Origin of the sequence: Streptomyces sp. NPDC058646 (assembly GCF_042716875.1) — a bacterium.
Lineage (GTDB): Bacteria > Actinomycetota > Actinomycetes > Streptomycetales > Streptomycetaceae > Streptomyces.
On the sequence record NZ_JBHXRK010000044.1, the window covers coordinates 21921 to 37460 of the forward strand.

General features: G+C 73.3%; 15 protein-coding genes. 9 read left to right on the forward strand and 6 right to left on the reverse strand.

Going from position 1 to position 15540, the window contains the following annotated elements; translation table 11 throughout:
• Positions 1-16 precede the first annotated feature (16 nt).
• Positions 17-1480: a 3-carboxy-cis,cis-muconate cycloisomerase gene (pcaB, locus tag ACFWUZ_RS33815; RefSeq protein WP_384381552.1), complete on the reverse strand. Its 1464-nt coding sequence runs from the start codon at positions 1478-1480 to the stop codon at positions 17-19.
• Positions 1477-3537: an FAD/NAD(P)-binding protein gene (locus ACFWUZ_RS33820; RefSeq protein ID WP_384381554.1), complete on the reverse strand. Its 2061-nt coding sequence runs from the start codon at positions 3535-3537 to the stop codon at positions 1477-1479. Before ACFWUZ_RS33820 ends, pcaB begins: the two co-directional genes overlap by 4 nt.
• 597 nt (positions 3538-4134) lie before the next feature.
• Here ACFWUZ_RS33820 and ACFWUZ_RS33825 point away from each other — a divergent pair.
• From ACFWUZ_RS33825 to ACFWUZ_RS33865, 9 genes are all read left to right on the forward strand, one after another.
• Positions 4135-4758: a hypothetical protein gene (locus ACFWUZ_RS33825; protein ID WP_384381556.1), complete on the forward strand. Its 624-nt coding sequence runs from the start codon at positions 4135-4137 to the stop codon at positions 4756-4758.
• A complete protein-coding gene (locus tag ACFWUZ_RS33830) occupies positions 4755-4937 on the forward strand; it encodes a hypothetical protein (protein ID WP_384381558.1) in 183 nt (60 codons plus the stop codon). The genes ACFWUZ_RS33825 and ACFWUZ_RS33830 overlap by 4 nt, the downstream gene beginning before the upstream one ends.
• 565 nt (positions 4938-5502) lie before the next feature.
• Entirely contained in the window at positions 5503-6537 is a 1035-nt protein-coding gene (gene mvk / locus ACFWUZ_RS33835; RefSeq protein WP_384381560.1) for a mevalonate kinase, read from the forward strand.
• Positions 6530-7603, forward strand: a complete 1074-nt coding sequence (gene mvaD / locus ACFWUZ_RS33840; protein WP_384381561.1) for a diphosphomevalonate decarboxylase — start codon at positions 6530-6532, stop codon at positions 7601-7603. The genes mvk and mvaD overlap by 8 nt, the downstream gene beginning before the upstream one ends.
• A complete protein-coding gene (locus tag ACFWUZ_RS33845; protein WP_384381563.1) occupies positions 7600-8730 on the forward strand; it encodes a phosphomevalonate kinase in 1131 nt (376 codons plus the stop codon). The genes mvaD and ACFWUZ_RS33845 overlap by 4 nt, the downstream gene beginning before the upstream one ends.
• Positions 8727-9818, forward strand: a complete 1092-nt coding sequence (gene fni, locus ACFWUZ_RS33850; RefSeq protein ID WP_384381565.1) for a type 2 isopentenyl-diphosphate Delta-isomerase — start codon at positions 8727-8729, stop codon at positions 9816-9818. The genes ACFWUZ_RS33845 and fni overlap by 4 nt, the downstream gene beginning before the upstream one ends.
• Positions 9815-10876: a hydroxymethylglutaryl-CoA reductase gene (locus tag ACFWUZ_RS33855; RefSeq protein WP_384381567.1), complete on the forward strand. Its 1062-nt coding sequence runs from the start codon at positions 9815-9817 to the stop codon at positions 10874-10876. The genes fni and ACFWUZ_RS33855 overlap by 4 nt, the downstream gene beginning before the upstream one ends.
• 2 nt (positions 10877-10878) lie before the next feature.
• Positions 10879-12054 (forward strand): hydroxymethylglutaryl-CoA synthase, encoded by a 1176-nt coding sequence (locus ACFWUZ_RS33860; RefSeq protein WP_384381569.1) that lies wholly within the window; start codon positions 10879-10881, stop codon positions 12052-12054.
• 129 nt (positions 12055-12183) lie between these two features.
• The gene (locus tag ACFWUZ_RS33865; RefSeq protein WP_384381571.1) at positions 12184-13161 is read left to right on the forward strand and encodes a 3-oxoacyl-ACP synthase III family protein; all 978 of its coding nucleotides are present in this window, start codon (positions 12184-12186) and stop codon (positions 13159-13161) included.
• Between the two features lie 57 nt (positions 13162-13218).
• Here the strand turns inward: ACFWUZ_RS33865 and ACFWUZ_RS33870 are convergent, their stop codons facing one another.
• The 4 genes from ACFWUZ_RS33870 to ACFWUZ_RS33885 all read right to left on the reverse strand — a co-directional run.
• Positions 13219-13554: a DUF6059 family protein gene (locus ACFWUZ_RS33870; protein ID WP_384381573.1), complete on the reverse strand. Its 336-nt coding sequence runs from the start codon at positions 13552-13554 to the stop codon at positions 13219-13221.
• 34 nt (positions 13555-13588) lie between these two features.
• On the reverse strand, positions 13589-14575 hold the full coding sequence (locus ACFWUZ_RS33875) for a GlxA family transcriptional regulator (RefSeq protein WP_384381577.1): 987 nt from the start codon (positions 14573-14575) through the stop codon (positions 13589-13591).
• Positions 14576-14689: 114 nt separating this feature from the next.
• Positions 14690-15283: an MBL fold metallo-hydrolase gene (locus ACFWUZ_RS33880; protein ID WP_384381575.1), complete on the reverse strand. Its 594-nt coding sequence runs from the start codon at positions 15281-15283 to the stop codon at positions 14690-14692.
• Between the two features lie 98 nt (positions 15284-15381).
• The coding region (locus tag ACFWUZ_RS33885; RefSeq protein ID WP_384381579.1) for an adenosylhomocysteinase at positions 15382-15540 on the reverse strand (159 nt) is incomplete at its 5' end.

A 15540-nucleotide genomic window follows, 5' to 3' on the forward strand; every position in this document is an offset into this window, starting at 1 on the left:
GGCGGTCCTCGGCCGGTCAGGGACCGAGCCTGGACGGGTCTTCGAGACGGTCACGAGGGGGACTCGAGCGGGTGCCGAGTGCCCGGTCGACCAGAGGACCGGCGGCGCCCGTGTAGCCGGCCGGGTCGAGCAGCGCGGCCGCCTCCTCCCGGCTCAGCACCCCGTCGAGCTCGGGGAGCGCGGCCAGCACGTCGGCGAGTGGCCGGCCGGTCCCGGAAGCGAGCAGCGAGGCACGGGCCAGCAGCTCCTTGGCGGCCCCCTTGCCCAGGCGCGGCGCCAGCACGGCGGCGACGCGCTCGGAGACGAGCTGCCCGCCGGTCGCCCCGAGGTTGGCGCGCATCCGCTCCGGGTGGACGGTGAGCCCCCGGACGAGTTCGAGGGCGGTGTGCGCGGCGCCGCCGGTGAGGCGCAGGCATTCGCGCAAGGGCTGCCACTCGGCGTGCCACACCCCGGCCGCACGCTCGTCCTCGGTCGACAGGCACTGGACCAGCACGGTGGCCAGGGCGGGCACCTGGAGGGCGGCCGAGCGGATCAGCGTCGCGAGGACGGGGTTGCGCTTGTGCGGCATCGCCGACGAGGCGCCCCGCCCGGCGGCCGCGGGCTCGGCCACCTCACCGACCTCCGTACGGGCGAGCACCAGCACGTCCGCGGCGATCTTGCCGAGGGCCGCGGCCGTGTGGGCGAGCGCGGCACCCAGGTCGGCGACGGGGGTCCGCAGGGCGTGCCAGGGCAGTACGGGGGCGGCCAGGCCCGTCTCGGCGGCGAAGGCGGCGCCGAGACCGTCGAGTACGGCGGCGGGGTCGGCGCCCTCCCCCGCGTACTGGAGGTAGCCGGCCAGTGTTCCGGCCGCGCCGCCGAGCGCCACCGGGAGCCCGCCGGCGGCGACCCGTTCGAGGCGCTCGGCCGAGTCCACGACCAGCCGGCGCCATCCGGCGGCCTTGAGCCCGAAGGTCGTGGGCACGGCGTGCAGGGCGAGGGTGCGGCCCGCCATCACCGTGTCCCGGTGCGCGGCCGCGAGGTCCGCCAGAGCGGCCGCAGCAGCGCGCAGGTCCGCGACGATCAGACGCAGCGCCCGCGCGGCCACCAGCATCGCACCGGTGTCGAAGACGTCCTGGCTGGTCGAGCCGCGGTGCACGTACTCGGCGGCCTCCGGGGAACGCCGCGCCACCACCGCGGTCAGCGCCGCGACCAGGCCGACGACCGGGTTCGCGGTCTCGCGCGCGGCGAGCGCCAGCTCCCGTACGTCCAGCAGTTCCGCACGGGCGGCGGCCGTGATGGCCTCGGCCGCCCCGGCGGGTACGGTGCCGCAGCGCGCCTGGGCGCGGGCCAGCGCGGCCTCCGCGTCGAGCATGGCCTGCAGCCAGGCCGTGTCGCTCACGGCCGCCTCGACCGGGGTGCCCGCCCGGACGGGGGAGAGCAGCCCGGAGTCCGGCGCGGCGGCGGGCCCGTCCGCCCGCGCGGACGCGGGCGGGGGGCTCACGCCCCTGCCTTCGCGCGCGGCACCGCGACCGGTGCGGAGACCGTGCGGCTCCCCCGGAATCCGGCCGGCTGCCGCCGCGGGGACGGCAGTTCGGGAACCGCGAGGACCGCCGCCGCGATGGCGTCGGAGTCCTCCAGGGTGACCGAACCGACGCCGGGCCTGATGCCCGCCGCCGTCACCCAGTGCACGGACTCGGTGGGCACCCCGTAGGCGAAGCGCCGCGGATGCGGGACGCCCCGGACGTCGATCAGGTGGTACGGCCGCCGGGACACGGCGAGGCCGCCGGTCTCGTAGTCCGGGCCGCCCGCGCCGTCCCCGCCCGGGATGCGGTACGGGCGGCACTGCCCGGTACGCAGCAGCCGGCTCATCAGCGGGTCCGCGGTGCGCCGCAGGTCGGTCCCGGGCAGCCGGGCCTCGATGAGGACGGTGGCCCGCACCCGGACGTCCGGTATCTCGCTCGACGTGGCGAGGAAGGCGGGGCCGAGCGGGTCGTGCGGGTCGGGGGTGACGCGCAGGCCGGGGCCGGTCACGTCGAGGACGCCGGCGTCCATGAGGGCCGCCATCTCCTCGATGCGGGACGCCGGGGGACCGATGGACAGGAAGGCGTTGAGCGGTGTGTACCAGCGGTCGAGGCCCTCGCGGTGGGACGCGGCGGTCAGGCCGGCGTGGTCGACGGCGAGCCGCAGCTCGTTGCGCAGGTCCCGCAGGACGTCGAGCGCGGCCTTGACCGGCCCGCTGACGTTGCCCTGGCGGGCCAGGCGGACGTCCTCGTCGAGGTGGCCGCGCAGCCATGCCCGGAAGGTGGCCAGATCGGTGCGCTCGCCGGGGCCGTAGGGGCGGGCGACGCGCTCCCAGTCCCACCGCTCCGCCGCGCCGACACCGGCTTCGTCGAGGAGCCGGTCCTCCGCCTCCCCCGGCTCGGCGTGCAGGTACCGTTCGGTGAACTCGGCGCATTCGGACGGGAGCCGGCCGCGCGAGGCGAGCAGGGCCGTGTAGTAGACGCCGCAGACCTCCTTGGAGATCAGCGGCCACAGGTCGGCGGCGAAGTCGATGGCCTCCCCGCGGCGGGCGTCCCGGGCGCGCAGCGCCGAGATGTACCCGGCGGTCAGGAGCCGGGGGTGGTAGCGGCCGTGGGCGCCCTTCTCGTTCTCGCCGCGCGCCTGATAGGGCACGCCGCGCCGGGAGCCGGCGTACAGGCGCGGCTCGCGGCCCGAGGGCCGGTAGACCAGGCGGCCGTCGACGCGGGTGAAGACGCCGCCCCGGCCGTGGGTGAACAGGGCCAGGTAGTCGAAGAAGTTGAGGCCCAGCCCGCGCAGCAGCACGTCCTGGCCGGGCCCGATGCCCGACAGGTCCACGTCGGCCGGATTGGCGGGGGCCAGGTAGGTCAGCCCGTGCCGGGCGGCGAAGCCGGTCAGCTCCCGCTCGGTGTCCGTGAGGCGGGCCGGTACGTGGCCCTGGGCGAGGACCACGGCGGACAGGCCGGTCAGCCGGGTGCCGTCCTCCAGGACGACGGTCTGCGGCCCGGCGCCCGCCGTACCGGCGTCGGAGTCCTCCAGGGCGATGGCGCGCCGTGGGTGCGTGCGCACCGTCACGTGCGCGGCGGCCTCCGCGACGACCTGCCGGAACACCCAGGTCAGGTAGCAGCCGTAGAGGGCACGGGTGGGATAGGTGTCGGGGCCCAGCCGGGCCGCCTCGGCGAGGATCTCCTCGTCGTAGGCGGGGGAGGCGGCACGGCCGGTGCCGGGGGCGTCGGCGTCGTCGAGGCCGGGTTCGAGCGCGCCCGAATCCAGCAGCTTGGCCCACTCGTACAGGCTCGGTCCCTCGTTCAGTGGGCCGTCGATGCGGACACTGGCGTCGGTGAACACCGTCACCTGGGAGGCGACGGTGTTCATCAGCAGGTGCCGGGACTGCGAGGGCCGCCACACCCGTCCCGAGCCCGGTGGGTCCGGGTCGACGACGTGCACGGTGACGGAGTCCCAGCGGGGTGACTTCCCCTCCTGCGCACAGAGCCGTTCCAGTACGGAGAGCCCTCGGGGCCCGGCACCGACGAGACACACCTCCAGATGCGCTCGCGTGCCGTCCCCGGGATGCGGGAGGGGTCCGCCGGCGTCCGGGTGGTCCGAGGGGAGCCGGTCTCCCGGGGCAAACTGAACGGCCGCCGTTGCGGGCGGCCCTGCGGTGAGTTCGGCGCGAAATGCGCGCTCGTCTCCGTGCGTACCGTTCACAGCGCCTCCTTCCTCCGTCACCGTCGGTGCAGGCGCTCCACTGCGGCTCGGATCGGGGTGGAGACCGGCTGGAGGGGGTACCGGGACGGCCGGAGACCGGTGCCCGGAGGCGCGGACGACCGTCGCTTCCGCCCCCCGAGGCACACGAGCCGCGCACGTCCGGGGCTGCATCAGGACTCGACCACAGGTCGTTACGTTCAATGGCGGGAATATCCCCGGGTAAACAGAATTTCTGTATCCGGGGCACGCGCCCCATCCGGAACGGGGCGCCCGTAGGAGCCCGGAGTTCTCTCAGGCAAGGTCGACTGCGAAAGGGAACCCCACGGTCCCGAATCGCCGTCCATCATGATCCAACTGCTGCGATCGGCATGGTGAAGCCGTGCACCCCATGACGATTGCGGGGGCGAGCCACCTCATGAAGGAGATTCGATGAAGGTTCACCCGTGCCCCAGACCGCATTCCCAGGAGACCCTCGCCGCCGACGGGTCCGTCCTCTGCGTCGCTTGTATCAGGCAGCTGGCGCGCAACCTGCGTACCCTGCCCGTTCTCCACCAGGAAAGCCTGCACCATGTGTCCCCGACGCCCAGGCGGACGAACCCGACGAAGGTCTCGGGAAGCCGGAGCCGGGATTACCTGAACATCTCCGTGCTCGACACCCGGCACCACATCCTCGCCGTACTCGAATCCTGGTCGGGGACCGTCGTGGAGAAGCTGGGCAGCGCCGCCCCGGACCGCTCCGTCCTCCAGATGGGCCGGTTCCTGCTGGCGCACCTGGAATGGATCACCGCCCAGGATCCGGCCGCCGATTTCGCGGACGAGATCGACGGCATCGTCGCCGAACTGCGCCGCACCATCGACCCCGACCCCGGCGAACTCCAGACGTTCATCAGGCAGTGCGTCGTGGACGACTGTGCGGGGACGATCACCGCTTCCGCGCAGAGGGCCGGGAGCGGGGGCAGTATCGAATGCTCGTCAGGACACGGATGGGAGATGCGGGAATGGCTCAGTCTGCGACAGCTGATCGAGCGCCGGCGAGAGAGCGTCAGCGTATGACCAGACCACCGCGTCACCGGCTCGTCCCGACGAATGTGGCCGCCCTCGCCGTGGGCGTCACCGAGGCGACCATCCGTAAATGGGTGAGCCGGGGGAAGATCACCCGCTACGGTGCGCCCGGCCGTTCCGAGTTCGACATCGACGAGCTGACGACGATCGCCCTGCACCGCCACCACTGACCCGCCCGCCCGCCCGCCCGGCCGCGTCCCGCGGCGCGGACACCCTGCCCCGACACGCCGTCGAGCACCGCCCCGGACCCGCCAGGGTCCGGGGCTGCCTTGTGTCGCGACCCCCGCCGATGTGACCCACGTCACTTCAGCTGCCCTTGGCTCGGGGGATCCGTCCGTGTCACTCTTTACGGACGTCTCCCCTGCCCAAATTGCGTCACAGGCAAGGGAGTTCGGCATCAGCGACCGGTCCGCGGCGACGGGACCGAGTCCGTGCCGGATGCCCGATGCGGCATCCGCCACCCTCCACCTCCCGCGTGACCGTGCCCTGCCGCACGCGAGGTGTGCACCCTCCCGACGACGCTCCGCGTCACATCCCGCCCGGGATTCCGCGCGCCTGTCGGTCCGCCTGCCCGTTTCGCACGGGCGCGGCACGCGCGGTCCGCAGACGCGATCTCCGTGGAGACCGTCGGGACTTTCCTGGTCCGTTGAATTCCCGCAGGTGATCACACCTCCGGCCATTCCTGGATCCGACCTCTGCTTCTTTCCTTCCGAGAATTCTGGATGATGCGATCTCATGCGAATACGACAAGGGGAGCTGAGTGCGTTGACTCTACCGACCTCAGCGGCGGGGACATCAGAAAGCCACTGGGTTCGCTCGGTCGGTACCGGCCGCGCCCACGCCAAGTCCATTTTGCTGGGGGAGCACGCGGTCGTGTACGGAGCCCCGGCGATCGCCCTGCCGGTCCCGCAACTGCCGGTGACCGCGAGCGCCGGATGGTCCTCCCGCACCCGCGGTGAACCGGGCGGCATCTCCTTCACGATGACCGGTTCCGCGGTGAGGCGGGTGGGGACGCAGGGCTCCGAAGGGCTGCGTCGGCTGGTGACCGCATTCCGGGCGGCCGTCGGCATGCAGGACAGCCCGCACCTCGACGTGATCATCGACGGTTCGGTCCCGCCCGGCCGCGGGCTCGGATCCAGCGCGGCGTGCGCGCGCGCCGTCGTCCTCGCCCTCGCCGACCTCTGCGGCGTCGAGGTGTCGGAGAGGGCGACGTTCGACCTCGTGCAGACGGCCGAGAACGTGGCGCACGGCCGGGCCAGCGGCGTCGATGCCGTGGCCGTCGGCGCGTCCGCCCCGCTGCTGTTCCGTCAGGGCGAGGCCGAGGAACTGGAGGTCGGCTGCGACGGCCTGTTCATCGTCGCGGACAGCGGGGTCATCGGCAGCACCAAGGAAGCGGTCGACCTGCTGCGCGAGGGCTTCCGGCGCCACCCCGGAGCGCAGGAGCGGTTCGTGGACCGGGCCGCGCAACTGACCCACGAGGCCTCCCTGGCGCTCGCCGCGGGCAAGCCGGAGGAGCTCGGCTCGCGGCTCACGGAATACCACGGGCTGCTCCGGGCGGGCGGTCTCAGCACCGACCGCATCGAGGCCATGGTCGGCGCCGCCCTCGCGGCGGGCAGCCTCGGCGCCAAGATCACCGGAGGCGGACTGGGCGGCTGCGTGATCGCGCTGACCCAGCCGGAGCAGGCCAGGGAGGTCACCTGGCGGCTCCACGATGCGGGGGCCGAACAGACGTGGGTCGTACCGCTGAGGAGGAACGACAGCCATGCCTGAGCAGACGACAGCCGTACCCGGCCGGCGGACCACTGCGGTCCGCCCGCCCGGACCGGACGGTCCCGCGGGAGCCACCGCCGTCGCGCACCCGAACATCGCGCTGGTCAAGTACTGGGGCAAGCGCGACGAGCAGCTGGTCCTGCCCTGGACCAGCAGCCTGTCCATGACCCTGGACATCTTCCCCACGACCACCCGCGTCCGGCTCGACGCCGGGGCCGGGCACGACGCGGTGACCCTCAACGGCGCGCCCGCCACGGGCGAGGCCGCGCGGCGCATCATCGCCTTCCTCGACCTGGTGCGGGACCGGGCCGGGCTCCCCCACCGGGCCGTCGTGGAGAGCGTGAACACCGTCCCCACCGGGGCGGGCCTGGCGTCCTCGGCCAGCGGCTTCGCCGCCCTCGCGGTCGCCGCCGCCGCCGCGTACGGGCTCGACACGGATGCCACCGCGCTGTCCCGGCTGGCCCGGCGCGGATCCGGTTCGGCCTCGCGCTCGATCTTCGGCGGGTTCGCCGCCTGGCACGCGGGCCGGCCCACGGGCTCGGCCACGGAAGCGGACCTCAGCTCCTACGCCGAGCCGGTGCCCGCGGCAGGACTCGACCCCGCACTGGTCATCGCGGTGGTCGACGCCGGGCCCAAGGACGTCTCCAGCCGCGCCGCCATGCGCCGCACCGTCGACACCTCGCCGCTGTTCGAGCCGTGGGCCGCCTCCAGCGAGGACGACCTGGCCGGCATGCGCGCGGCGCTCCGGCGCGGCGACCTCGACGCGGTGGGGGAGATCGCCGAACGCAACGCGCTCGGCATGCACGCGACGATGCTGGCGGCGCGCCCCGCGGTCCGCTACATGTCACCGGCCTCCCTCACCGTGCTCGACAGCGTGCTCCAGCTCAGGCGGGACGGCGTACCGGCCTACGCGACCATGGACGCCGGGCCGAACGTCAAGGTGCTCTGCCACCGGGCGGACGCGGACCGGGTCGCCGGGGCCGTACGCGCCGCAGCCGCCGGGGGATCGGTGCACATCGCGGGGCCCGGGCAGGGCGCCCGCCTGGTCGGCGAGGGCGGACGGTGACCTCCGGGCGGACGGTCGTCCGCAGCGCGCCGGGCAAGCTGTTCGTCGCGGGCGAGTACGCGGTGGTCGAGCCCGGCACCCCGGCGATCCTGGTGGCGGTCGACCGGCACGTCACCGTCACCGTGTCCGGCCCCGGACCCGGCCCGGCCCCTGGCGGAGCCGACGTCGTGATCTCCTCCGACCTCGGTCCGGGGCCGGTGCGCCGGCAATGGCGCGACGGGCGGCTCCTCGTACCCGGGGACGACGGACAGCGGGCGCGCGGCGGACCGGCACACGTGGTGTCGGCGATCGAGACCGTGGGCCGGCTGCTCGCCGAACGCGGTCTGCCCCTCCCCCCGCTGAACGTCTCGGTCAGCAGCCGCCTGCACGACGAGGGCAGGAAGTACGGGCTGGGATCGAGCGGAGCGGTGACCGTGGCGACCGTCGGAGCCGTCGCGTCCTTCTGCGGGCTGGAACTGTCGCGCGAGAGCCGGTTCCGCCTGTCCATGATCGCCACGGCCCGGATCGACCCCAAGGGCTCCGGCGGTGACCTCGCGGCCAGTACGTGGGGCGGATGGCTCGCCTACCAGGCGCCCGACCGGGCCTTCGTCCTCGACCTGGCCCGCCGCGAGGGCATCGGCACCGCACTGCGCGCACCCTGGCCGGGTTTCGCGGTACGCCCGCTTCCGCAGCCGAGCGGCCTCTCCCTGGAGGTCGGCTGGACCGGGAACCCCGCCTCCACCACCTCGCTCGTGTCCGGCCTGCACCGGCGGACCTGGCGGGGCGGCGACTCGCACCGGAAGTTCGTGGAGACCACCACCGACTTCGTCCGCGCGTCGGTCACCGCACTGGAGGCCGGCGACGGCCCGGGCCTGCTGCACCAGATCCGGCGGGCCCGGCGGGAGCTGGCCCGCCTGGACGACGAGGTCGGCCTCGGCATTTTCACGCCCGAGCTGACGGCGCTGTGCGACGCCGCCGAAGAGAGCGGCGGCGCGGCCAAGCCCTCAGGGGCAGGGGGCGGCGACTGCGGCATCGCCCTGCTGCCCGCCGCAGCTCCGCACGACATCTCGCGAGTACGGCAACGGTGGGCGGCGGCCGGGGTGCTGCCCCTGCCCGTCCGCCCCGCCACGGAAGGGATCGAGGAATGAGCGCTCAGCGCAAGGACGACCACGTCCGGCTCGCCATCGAGCAGCAGGACACACGCAGCGGGACCAACCAGTTCGACGAGGTGTCGTTCGTCCACCACGCCCTGGCCGGCATCGACCGCCCGGACGTGTCGCTGGCCACGGCCTTCGCCGGGATCTCCTGGCAGGTGCCGCTCTACATCAACGCGATGACCGGCGGCACCGCCAGGACCGGTGCCATCAACCGGGACCTGGCCGTCGCCGCCCGGGAGACCGGGGTGCCCATCGCCTCGGGCTCCATGCACGCCTACTTCAAGGACCCCTCGTGCGTGGACACCTTCCGCGTACTGCGCCGCGAGAATCCGCACGGATTCGTCATGGCGAACGTCAACGCGACGGCAACGGTCGAGAACGCACGGCGCGCCATCGACGTCCTGCAGGCCGACGCCCTGCAGATCCACGTCAACACGGCGCAGGAGACGGCCATGCCCGAGGGCGACCGGTCGTTCGCGTCCTGGGCCGCACAGATCGAGAGGATCGCCGCGGCCGTCGACGTCCCCGTGATCGTCAAGGAGGTCGGCAACGGCCTGAGCCGCGAGACCGTCCTGACGCTGCAGCAGCTGGGCGTGCGCGCCGCGGACCTCGGCGGCCGGGGAGGCACCGACTTCGCCCGCATCGAGAACGGCCGGCGGGAACACGCCGACTACGCCTTCCTCGACGGCTGGGGCCAGTCCACCGCCGCCTGCCTCCTCGACGCCCAGGACGCCGGCATCCCCGTACTCGCCTCCGGCGGCGTCCGCGACCCGCTCGACGTCGCCCGCGCACTCGCACTCGGCGCCTCCGGCGTCGGCGCGTCCGGGATCTTCCTGCGCACCCTGCTCGACGGCGGTGTGTCCGCCCTGGTCGCGCAGCTCTCGAACTGGCTCGACCAGCTCGCCGCCCTGCAGACCATGCTCGGCGCGCGTACGCCCGCGGACCTCGCGCACTGCGACGTGCTGATCCAGGGCACCCTCCGTTCCTTCTGCGCGGACCGGGGCATCGACACCCGGCAGCTCGCCCAGCGCTCCAGCTCCATCGCCGCCCTCCACGAGACGACGGGAACCACACGATGACCGACACACACGCGATAGCCGGCGTCCCCATGAAGTGGGTGGGTCCCCTTCGCATCTCGGGGAACGTCGCCGACACCGAGACCCACGTCCCGCTCGCCACCTACGAGTCGCCGCTGTGGCCCTCCGTGGGCCGCGGGGCGAAGGTGTCCATGCTGGCCGAGAAGGGCATCGTCGCCACCCTCGTCGACGAGCGGATGACGCGGTCCGTCCTCGTCGAGGCGACGGACGCGCAGACCGCGTACGCGGCCGCACGGACCATCGAGGCGCGGATCGACGAGCTCCGCGACGTCGTGCGCGCCGGCAGCAGGTTCGCCGAGCTGATCAACATCCGGCACGAGATCACGGCGAACCTGCTGTTCATCCGGTTCGAGTTCTCCACCGGCGACGCGTCCGGGCACAACATGGCGACGCTCGCCTCCGACGCCCTCCTGCAGCACCTGCTGCAGACCGTTCCGGGGATCTCCTACGGATCGATCTCCGGGAACTACTGCACGGACAAGAAGGCGACCGCGATCAACGGCATCCTCGGACGCGGCAAGAACGTGGTCACCGAGCTGCTCGTGCCGCGCGAGGTGGTGACGGGCGTACTGCACACCACGGCCGCCAAGGTCGTCGAGCTGAACGTCCGCAAGAACCTGCTCGGGACCCTGCTCGCAGGCGGCATCCGCTCGGCGAACGCCCACTACGCGAACATGCTGCTCGGGTTCTACCTCGCCACGGGCCAGGACGCGGCCAACATCGTCGAAGGCTCCCAGGGCATCACCATGGCCGAGGACCGCGACGGCGACCTCTACTTCTCCTGCACCCTGCCCAACGTGATCGTCGGCACCGTGGGCAACGGCAAGGGCCTCGGGTTCGTGGAGACGAACCTGACCCGGCTCGGCTGCCGCGCCGACCGCGCACCCGGGGAGAACGCACGCCGGCTCGCCGTCATCGCCGCGGCGACCGTGCTGTGCGGCGAACTCTCGCTGCTCGCGGCACAGACGAACCCGGGCGAACTCATGCGCGCACACGTCCAGCTGGAACGCGACAACTCGACAGCAAAGGTTGGTGTATGAGCATGTCCCACGATTCCGCGATCGGAATTCACGATCTGTCCTTCGCGACGACCGAGTTCGTCCTGCCGCACACGGCGCTCGCCGGGCACAACGGCACCGAGATCGGCAAGTACCACATCGGCATCGGCCAGCGCTCGATGAGCGTCCCCGCCGCGGACGAGGACATCGTGACCCTGGGCGCCGCCGCTGCCGCCCCCATCATCGCCCGGCACGGCACCGACCGGATCCGGACGGTCGTCTTCGCGACCGAGTCGTCGATCGACCAGGCGAAGTCGGCCGGCGTGTACGTGCACTCGCTGCTCGGCCTGCAGTCGGCCTGCCGGGTCGTCGAGCTGAAGCAGGCCTGCTACGGGGCGACGGCAGCCCTCCAGTTCGCCATCGGCCTGGTGCGCCGCGACCCCGGCCAGCAGGTCCTCGTGGTCGCGAGCGACGTGTCCAAGTACGAGCTGGACAGCCCGGGAGAGGCGACCCAGGGCGCGGCCGCGGTGGCCATGCTGGTGAGTGCGGATCCCGCCCTGGTGCGCATCGAGAACGCCTCGGGCCTGTTCACCGCCGACGTCATGGACTTCTGGCGGCCGAACTACCGTGACGCCGCGCTGGTCGACGGGCAGGAGTCCATCTCGGCGTACCTGCAGGCGGTGGAAGGCAGCTGGAAGGACTACGGGGAGCAGGGCGGCCGCTCCCTCGACGAGTTCGCCGCGTTCTGCTACCACCAGCCGTTCACGAAGATGGCCTACAAGGCCCACCGCCACCTGCTCAACTACGCGGGCCACGACACCGACAAGGACGACATCGAGCGCGCCGTCGGACAGACCGTGGCCTACAACGCCGTCATCGGCAACAGCTACACCGCATCGGTGTACCTGGGCCTGGCCGCGCTGCTCGACCAGGCGGAGGACCTGACGGACCGGCCCGTCGGCTTCCTCAGCTACGGCTCCGGCAGCGTCGCCGAGTTCTTCGCGGGAACCGTCGTGCCCGGGTACCGGCAGCACCTGAGGTCCGAGGCGAACCTCGAGGCGATCGCCCGGCGCAAGCCCGTCGACTACGCCGGTTACCGCGAGCTGCACGAGCGCTCCCTCCCGACCGACGGCGGCGACCACTCCACCCCGGCCCAGACCACCGGGCGCTTCCGCCTCGCCGGTATCAGCAACCACAAGCGCCTCTACCAGGCGCGCTAGGCGTCCCGGGCCCGCACGTACGCGGGCAGCCGTCCCCGCGGCTGCCCGCGTACGGGCCCGTCACGGCCGCGCGCGCCCGGCGGCCTTCCACACACCCGTCTCCACACCATTCGAGGGGAGGGCAGCCGCATGACGGACGTCAGGATCCTCGGTACGGGTGCCTACGTGCCCGAGCGCGTCGTCTCCAACGACGAGGTTGCCGCGGCAGCCGGCGTCGACGGCGCATGGATCACCCGCAAGACCGCGATCCGGGAGCGGCGCTGGGCCGCCGACGACCAAGCCACCTCGGACCTGGCCACGGCCGCGGCGCGTGCCGCGCTGGAGTCGGCCGGGATCACCGCCGGACAGCTGTCCGTGATCGTGGTCGCCACCTCCACCCCGGACCGCCCCCAGCCGCCCACGGCGGCGTACGTGCAGCAGAACCTCGGGGCGGCCGGAGCGGCGGCCTTCGACGTCAACGCGGTGTGCTCCGGAGCGGTGTTCGGCCTGTCCGCGGCCGAGGGCGTCCTCGCCCGGCGCGGCGGCCACGCCCTGGTCATCGGCGCCGACCTGTACTCGCGGATCCTCGACCGGACCGACCGCAGGACGGTCATCCTGTTCGGGGACGGCGCCGGCGCGCTGGTCCTGGGGGCGGCCGGCCAGGGGCCGCGCATCCGCCACCTGGCACTGCACTCGTTCGGCGAGCTGTCCGGCCTGATCGAGGTGCCCGCGGGCGGCAGCCGGCTGCCGCTGGACCGGGCCGCCCTGGACGCGGGTCTGCAGTACTTCGCCATGGACGGGCGGGGCGTGCGGAGCTTCGTCGAGGACCAGCTGCCCCGGCTGGTCAAGGAGTTCCTCCACGAAGCCGGAGCCGTACCCGACGACATCCACCACTTCGTGCCGCACCAGGCCAACGGCGTCATGCTCGACAGCGTCTTCGCCACCCTGGACCTGCCCCGCGCCACCATGCACCGGACGCTCACGCACTACGCCAACACGGGAGCCGCGTCGCTCCCCGTCACCCTGGACGCGGCCGCCCGCGCGGGCGCCCTGCGCCCGGGCGACCTGATCCTCATGGCCGGCTTCGGCGGCGGCATGTCGGCGGGGTTCGCACTGATCGAGTGGTGAGCACGACGGGGCGCCGGGGGCGGATGCCCCCGGCGCCCCGTCGTGCGTACGGGGTGGTCAGCCGTTGCCGGGGGCGCGCCGTCCGGAGTAGTGCGCCGGCCACAGGTCGCGGGCGAGCAGCAGCTCCTCCTCGGAGAGCGGTACGTCCTGGCACAGGCGCTCGGGGTGGTCGGGCGCCGGCCCGCCGGCCCCCGGCGGCAGCAACTGCAGCCCCGCCGGGGCGTACCACGTGTAGATGTCGTAGGGACGCGCACCCCACTGGGGTGCCCGTACCGCGTGGTGGTAGGTCATGGGGCCGGCCACGGTGGACCCGAAGGCCACGAGGGCCCGCCAGACCGGCCGCACGCAGTAGTCCGTCAGCACCCGCCGACCACCACGCAGCAACCGTTTCATGTCCGCTCCTCCGACCTGCGCCTCGTAGCCGCCCTCACAGGCTTTCAAGGTCCGCTTGCGGATCGGTCGAGGAACGCTGTCGCGCGCTCGGCTCCCGAGGGGCCCGGTCCGGGCGGGGGACGCGGGTGAAGGAGCGGCGGTAGGAGCGGGGCGGGACGCCGCGGCGGCGTACGAACTGGTCCCGCAGGACGGCCGCGCTGCCGTAGCCGACCCGGCGGGCGATCTCCTCGACCGGCAGGTCCGTCGTCTCCAGGAGCTCCTCGGCGCTGCTCAGCCGTAGGTCCCGCAGCCAGGCGTGCGGGGTGGTGCCGGTGGCGGCGCTGAACCGGCGGGCGAAGGACCGCTTGCTCATCACCGCGCGCGAGGCCAGCTCCGAGACCGGCAGCGCCTCGTGGAGGTGCTCCCGGGCCCAGGCGAGCACGTCGGCCAGGCGCTCGTCCTCGCCGTCCTCGGGGACGGGAGCGGAGAGGTACTGGGCCTGGCCCCCGTCGCGGTGCGAGGGCAGCACCATGTCCCGGGCGATGTGGTTGGCCACCGCGGCCCCGTGCTCGCGCCGGATCAGGTGCAGGCACAGGTCGGTGCCTGCCGCGGCCCCGGCCCCCGTGACGATCCGCCCCTCGTCGAGGTACAGGGCCTCGGGCTCCACGCTGACGCTCGGGTAGCTGCGGCTCAGCAGGTCGGCGAAGCGCCAGTGCGTGGTGGCCCGGCGCCCGTCGAGCAGTCCGGCTGCGGCGAGCGTGAACGTACCCACGCAGTGGGCGGCGATCAGCGCGCCCCGCACGTGCGCGGCGGACAGGGCATCGAGCACCTCGGGGCCGGGCGGCGTGCGGAACCCGGCACCCGGCAGGACGATCACCAGATCGGCAGTGGCCAGCCGGTCCAGGCCGTGCGCGACGGTCAGCGGCACACCGGCGTCGGTACGGACGGTTCCCGGCCGGTCGGCGCACAGGGCGAAGTCGAAGCCGGGTGCTCCGTTCCCGTGCGGGCCGAAGACCTCGGCGACGATCCCGACCGCGAGCATGCCGGCCGCGGGCGGGGTGTACGCGGCGACGGTCCTGAAAGCGGGCACCCGCGGAGTATGGCAGCGAGGTGCCGGGGGCGGGGCGGGGGCCCGTGGGCGTCGGCTGCCGTGGCTTCAGCGCGGGGCGGTGTCGTCGGCCGGGAAGGCCGGGCCGTGGCCCGGGACGATGGTGTCCGCCGCCGCCAGGACCCGGAGCCGGGAGTTCAGGAGAAGGTCGTGGTCCGGGGCCACCGGGTCGTCCACCGGGCCGTTCGGGCGCCACCACAGGTCGCCTGCGAAGGCGGTCACGCCCGTGTCGGTGCCGACCAGCAGGGTGATGTCCTCGGGGCTGTGCCCCGGCGTGCGGATCAGTCTGAGGGACGGGGTGAGTTCGTGGCCTTCCGCATCGCGGTCGGTCCACTGGTCGTCGCGGTAGACGGCCTTGTGGTCGTGCACGCGGGCCTTGCCGAAAAGGCCCGCGTTCATCGTGTTGTCCGGGTGGTGGTGGCTGAGGATCACGTCGGTGATGTCGTCGGGACCGAGGCCCAGTCCGGCCAGCGGCCCCAGGATCCGGTCGCGGCCGGCCACCATCCCGGGGTCGACGATTACGTGGTGCTCGCCGTCGGTGACGTAGGAGACGGTGGCGGCGACTCCGGGGCCGGTGGAGGTGGTGTAACCGGTGGTCAGGATCGTGTACTTGGCGCTGCGGCCGAGCGGGGCGTCTGTCATGCCCTGAAGTCTGCTGGGCGGGCGAGGGCCGTACGAGTGGCTGTGCTGCCACTGATCGCAGGAATCGTGCCAGCGCCGCTACCGGGCCTTCGCCGACCTCAGTAGCGGTAGTGGTCGGGCTTGTACGGGCCCTCGACCTTGACGCCGATGTACGCGGCCTGTTCGGGCCGCAGGGTGGTGAGCTTGACGCCGAGGGCGTCGAGGTGGAGCCGGGCCACCTTCTCGTCCAGGTGCTTGGGCAGCACGTACACATCCGT

Excerpts from the sequence above, each read along its gene's own strand:
- mvaD (WP_384381561.1), top strand. The coding sequence starts at position 6,530 with ATGCCTGAGCAGACGACAGCCGTACCCGGCCGGCGGACCACTGCGGTC.
- ACFWUZ_RS33880 (WP_384381575.1), bottom strand. The coding sequence starts at position 15,283 with ATGACAGACGCCCCGCTCGGCCGCAGCGCCAAGTACACGATCCTGACC.
- mvk (WP_384381560.1), top strand. The coding sequence starts at position 5,503 with ATGCGAATACGACAAGGGGAGCTGAGTGCGTTGACTCTACCGACCTCA.
- ACFWUZ_RS33830 (WP_384381558.1), top strand. The coding sequence starts at position 4,755 with ATGACCAGACCACCGCGTCACCGGCTCGTCCCGACGAATGTGGCCGCC.
- ACFWUZ_RS33870 (WP_384381573.1), bottom strand. The coding sequence starts at position 13,554 with ATGAAACGGTTGCTGCGTGGTGGTCGGCGGGTGCTGACGGACTACTGC.
- ACFWUZ_RS33860 (WP_384381569.1), top strand. The coding sequence starts at position 10,879 with ATGTCCCACGATTCCGCGATCGGAATTCACGATCTGTCCTTCGCGACG.
- ACFWUZ_RS33865 (WP_384381571.1), top strand. The coding sequence starts at position 12,184 with ATGACGGACGTCAGGATCCTCGGTACGGGTGCCTACGTGCCCGAGCGC.
- fni (WP_384381565.1), top strand. The coding sequence starts at position 8,727 with ATGAGCGCTCAGCGCAAGGACGACCACGTCCGGCTCGCCATCGAGCAG.
- ACFWUZ_RS33825 (WP_384381556.1), top strand. The coding sequence starts at position 4,135 with ATGAAGGTTCACCCGTGCCCCAGACCGCATTCCCAGGAGACCCTCGCC.
- ACFWUZ_RS33855 (WP_384381567.1), top strand. The coding sequence starts at position 9,815 with ATGACCGACACACACGCGATAGCCGGCGTCCCCATGAAGTGGGTGGGT.
- ACFWUZ_RS33875 (WP_384381577.1), bottom strand. The coding sequence starts at position 14,575 with ATGCTCGCGGTCGGGATCGTCGCCGAGGTCTTCGGCCCGCACGGGAAC.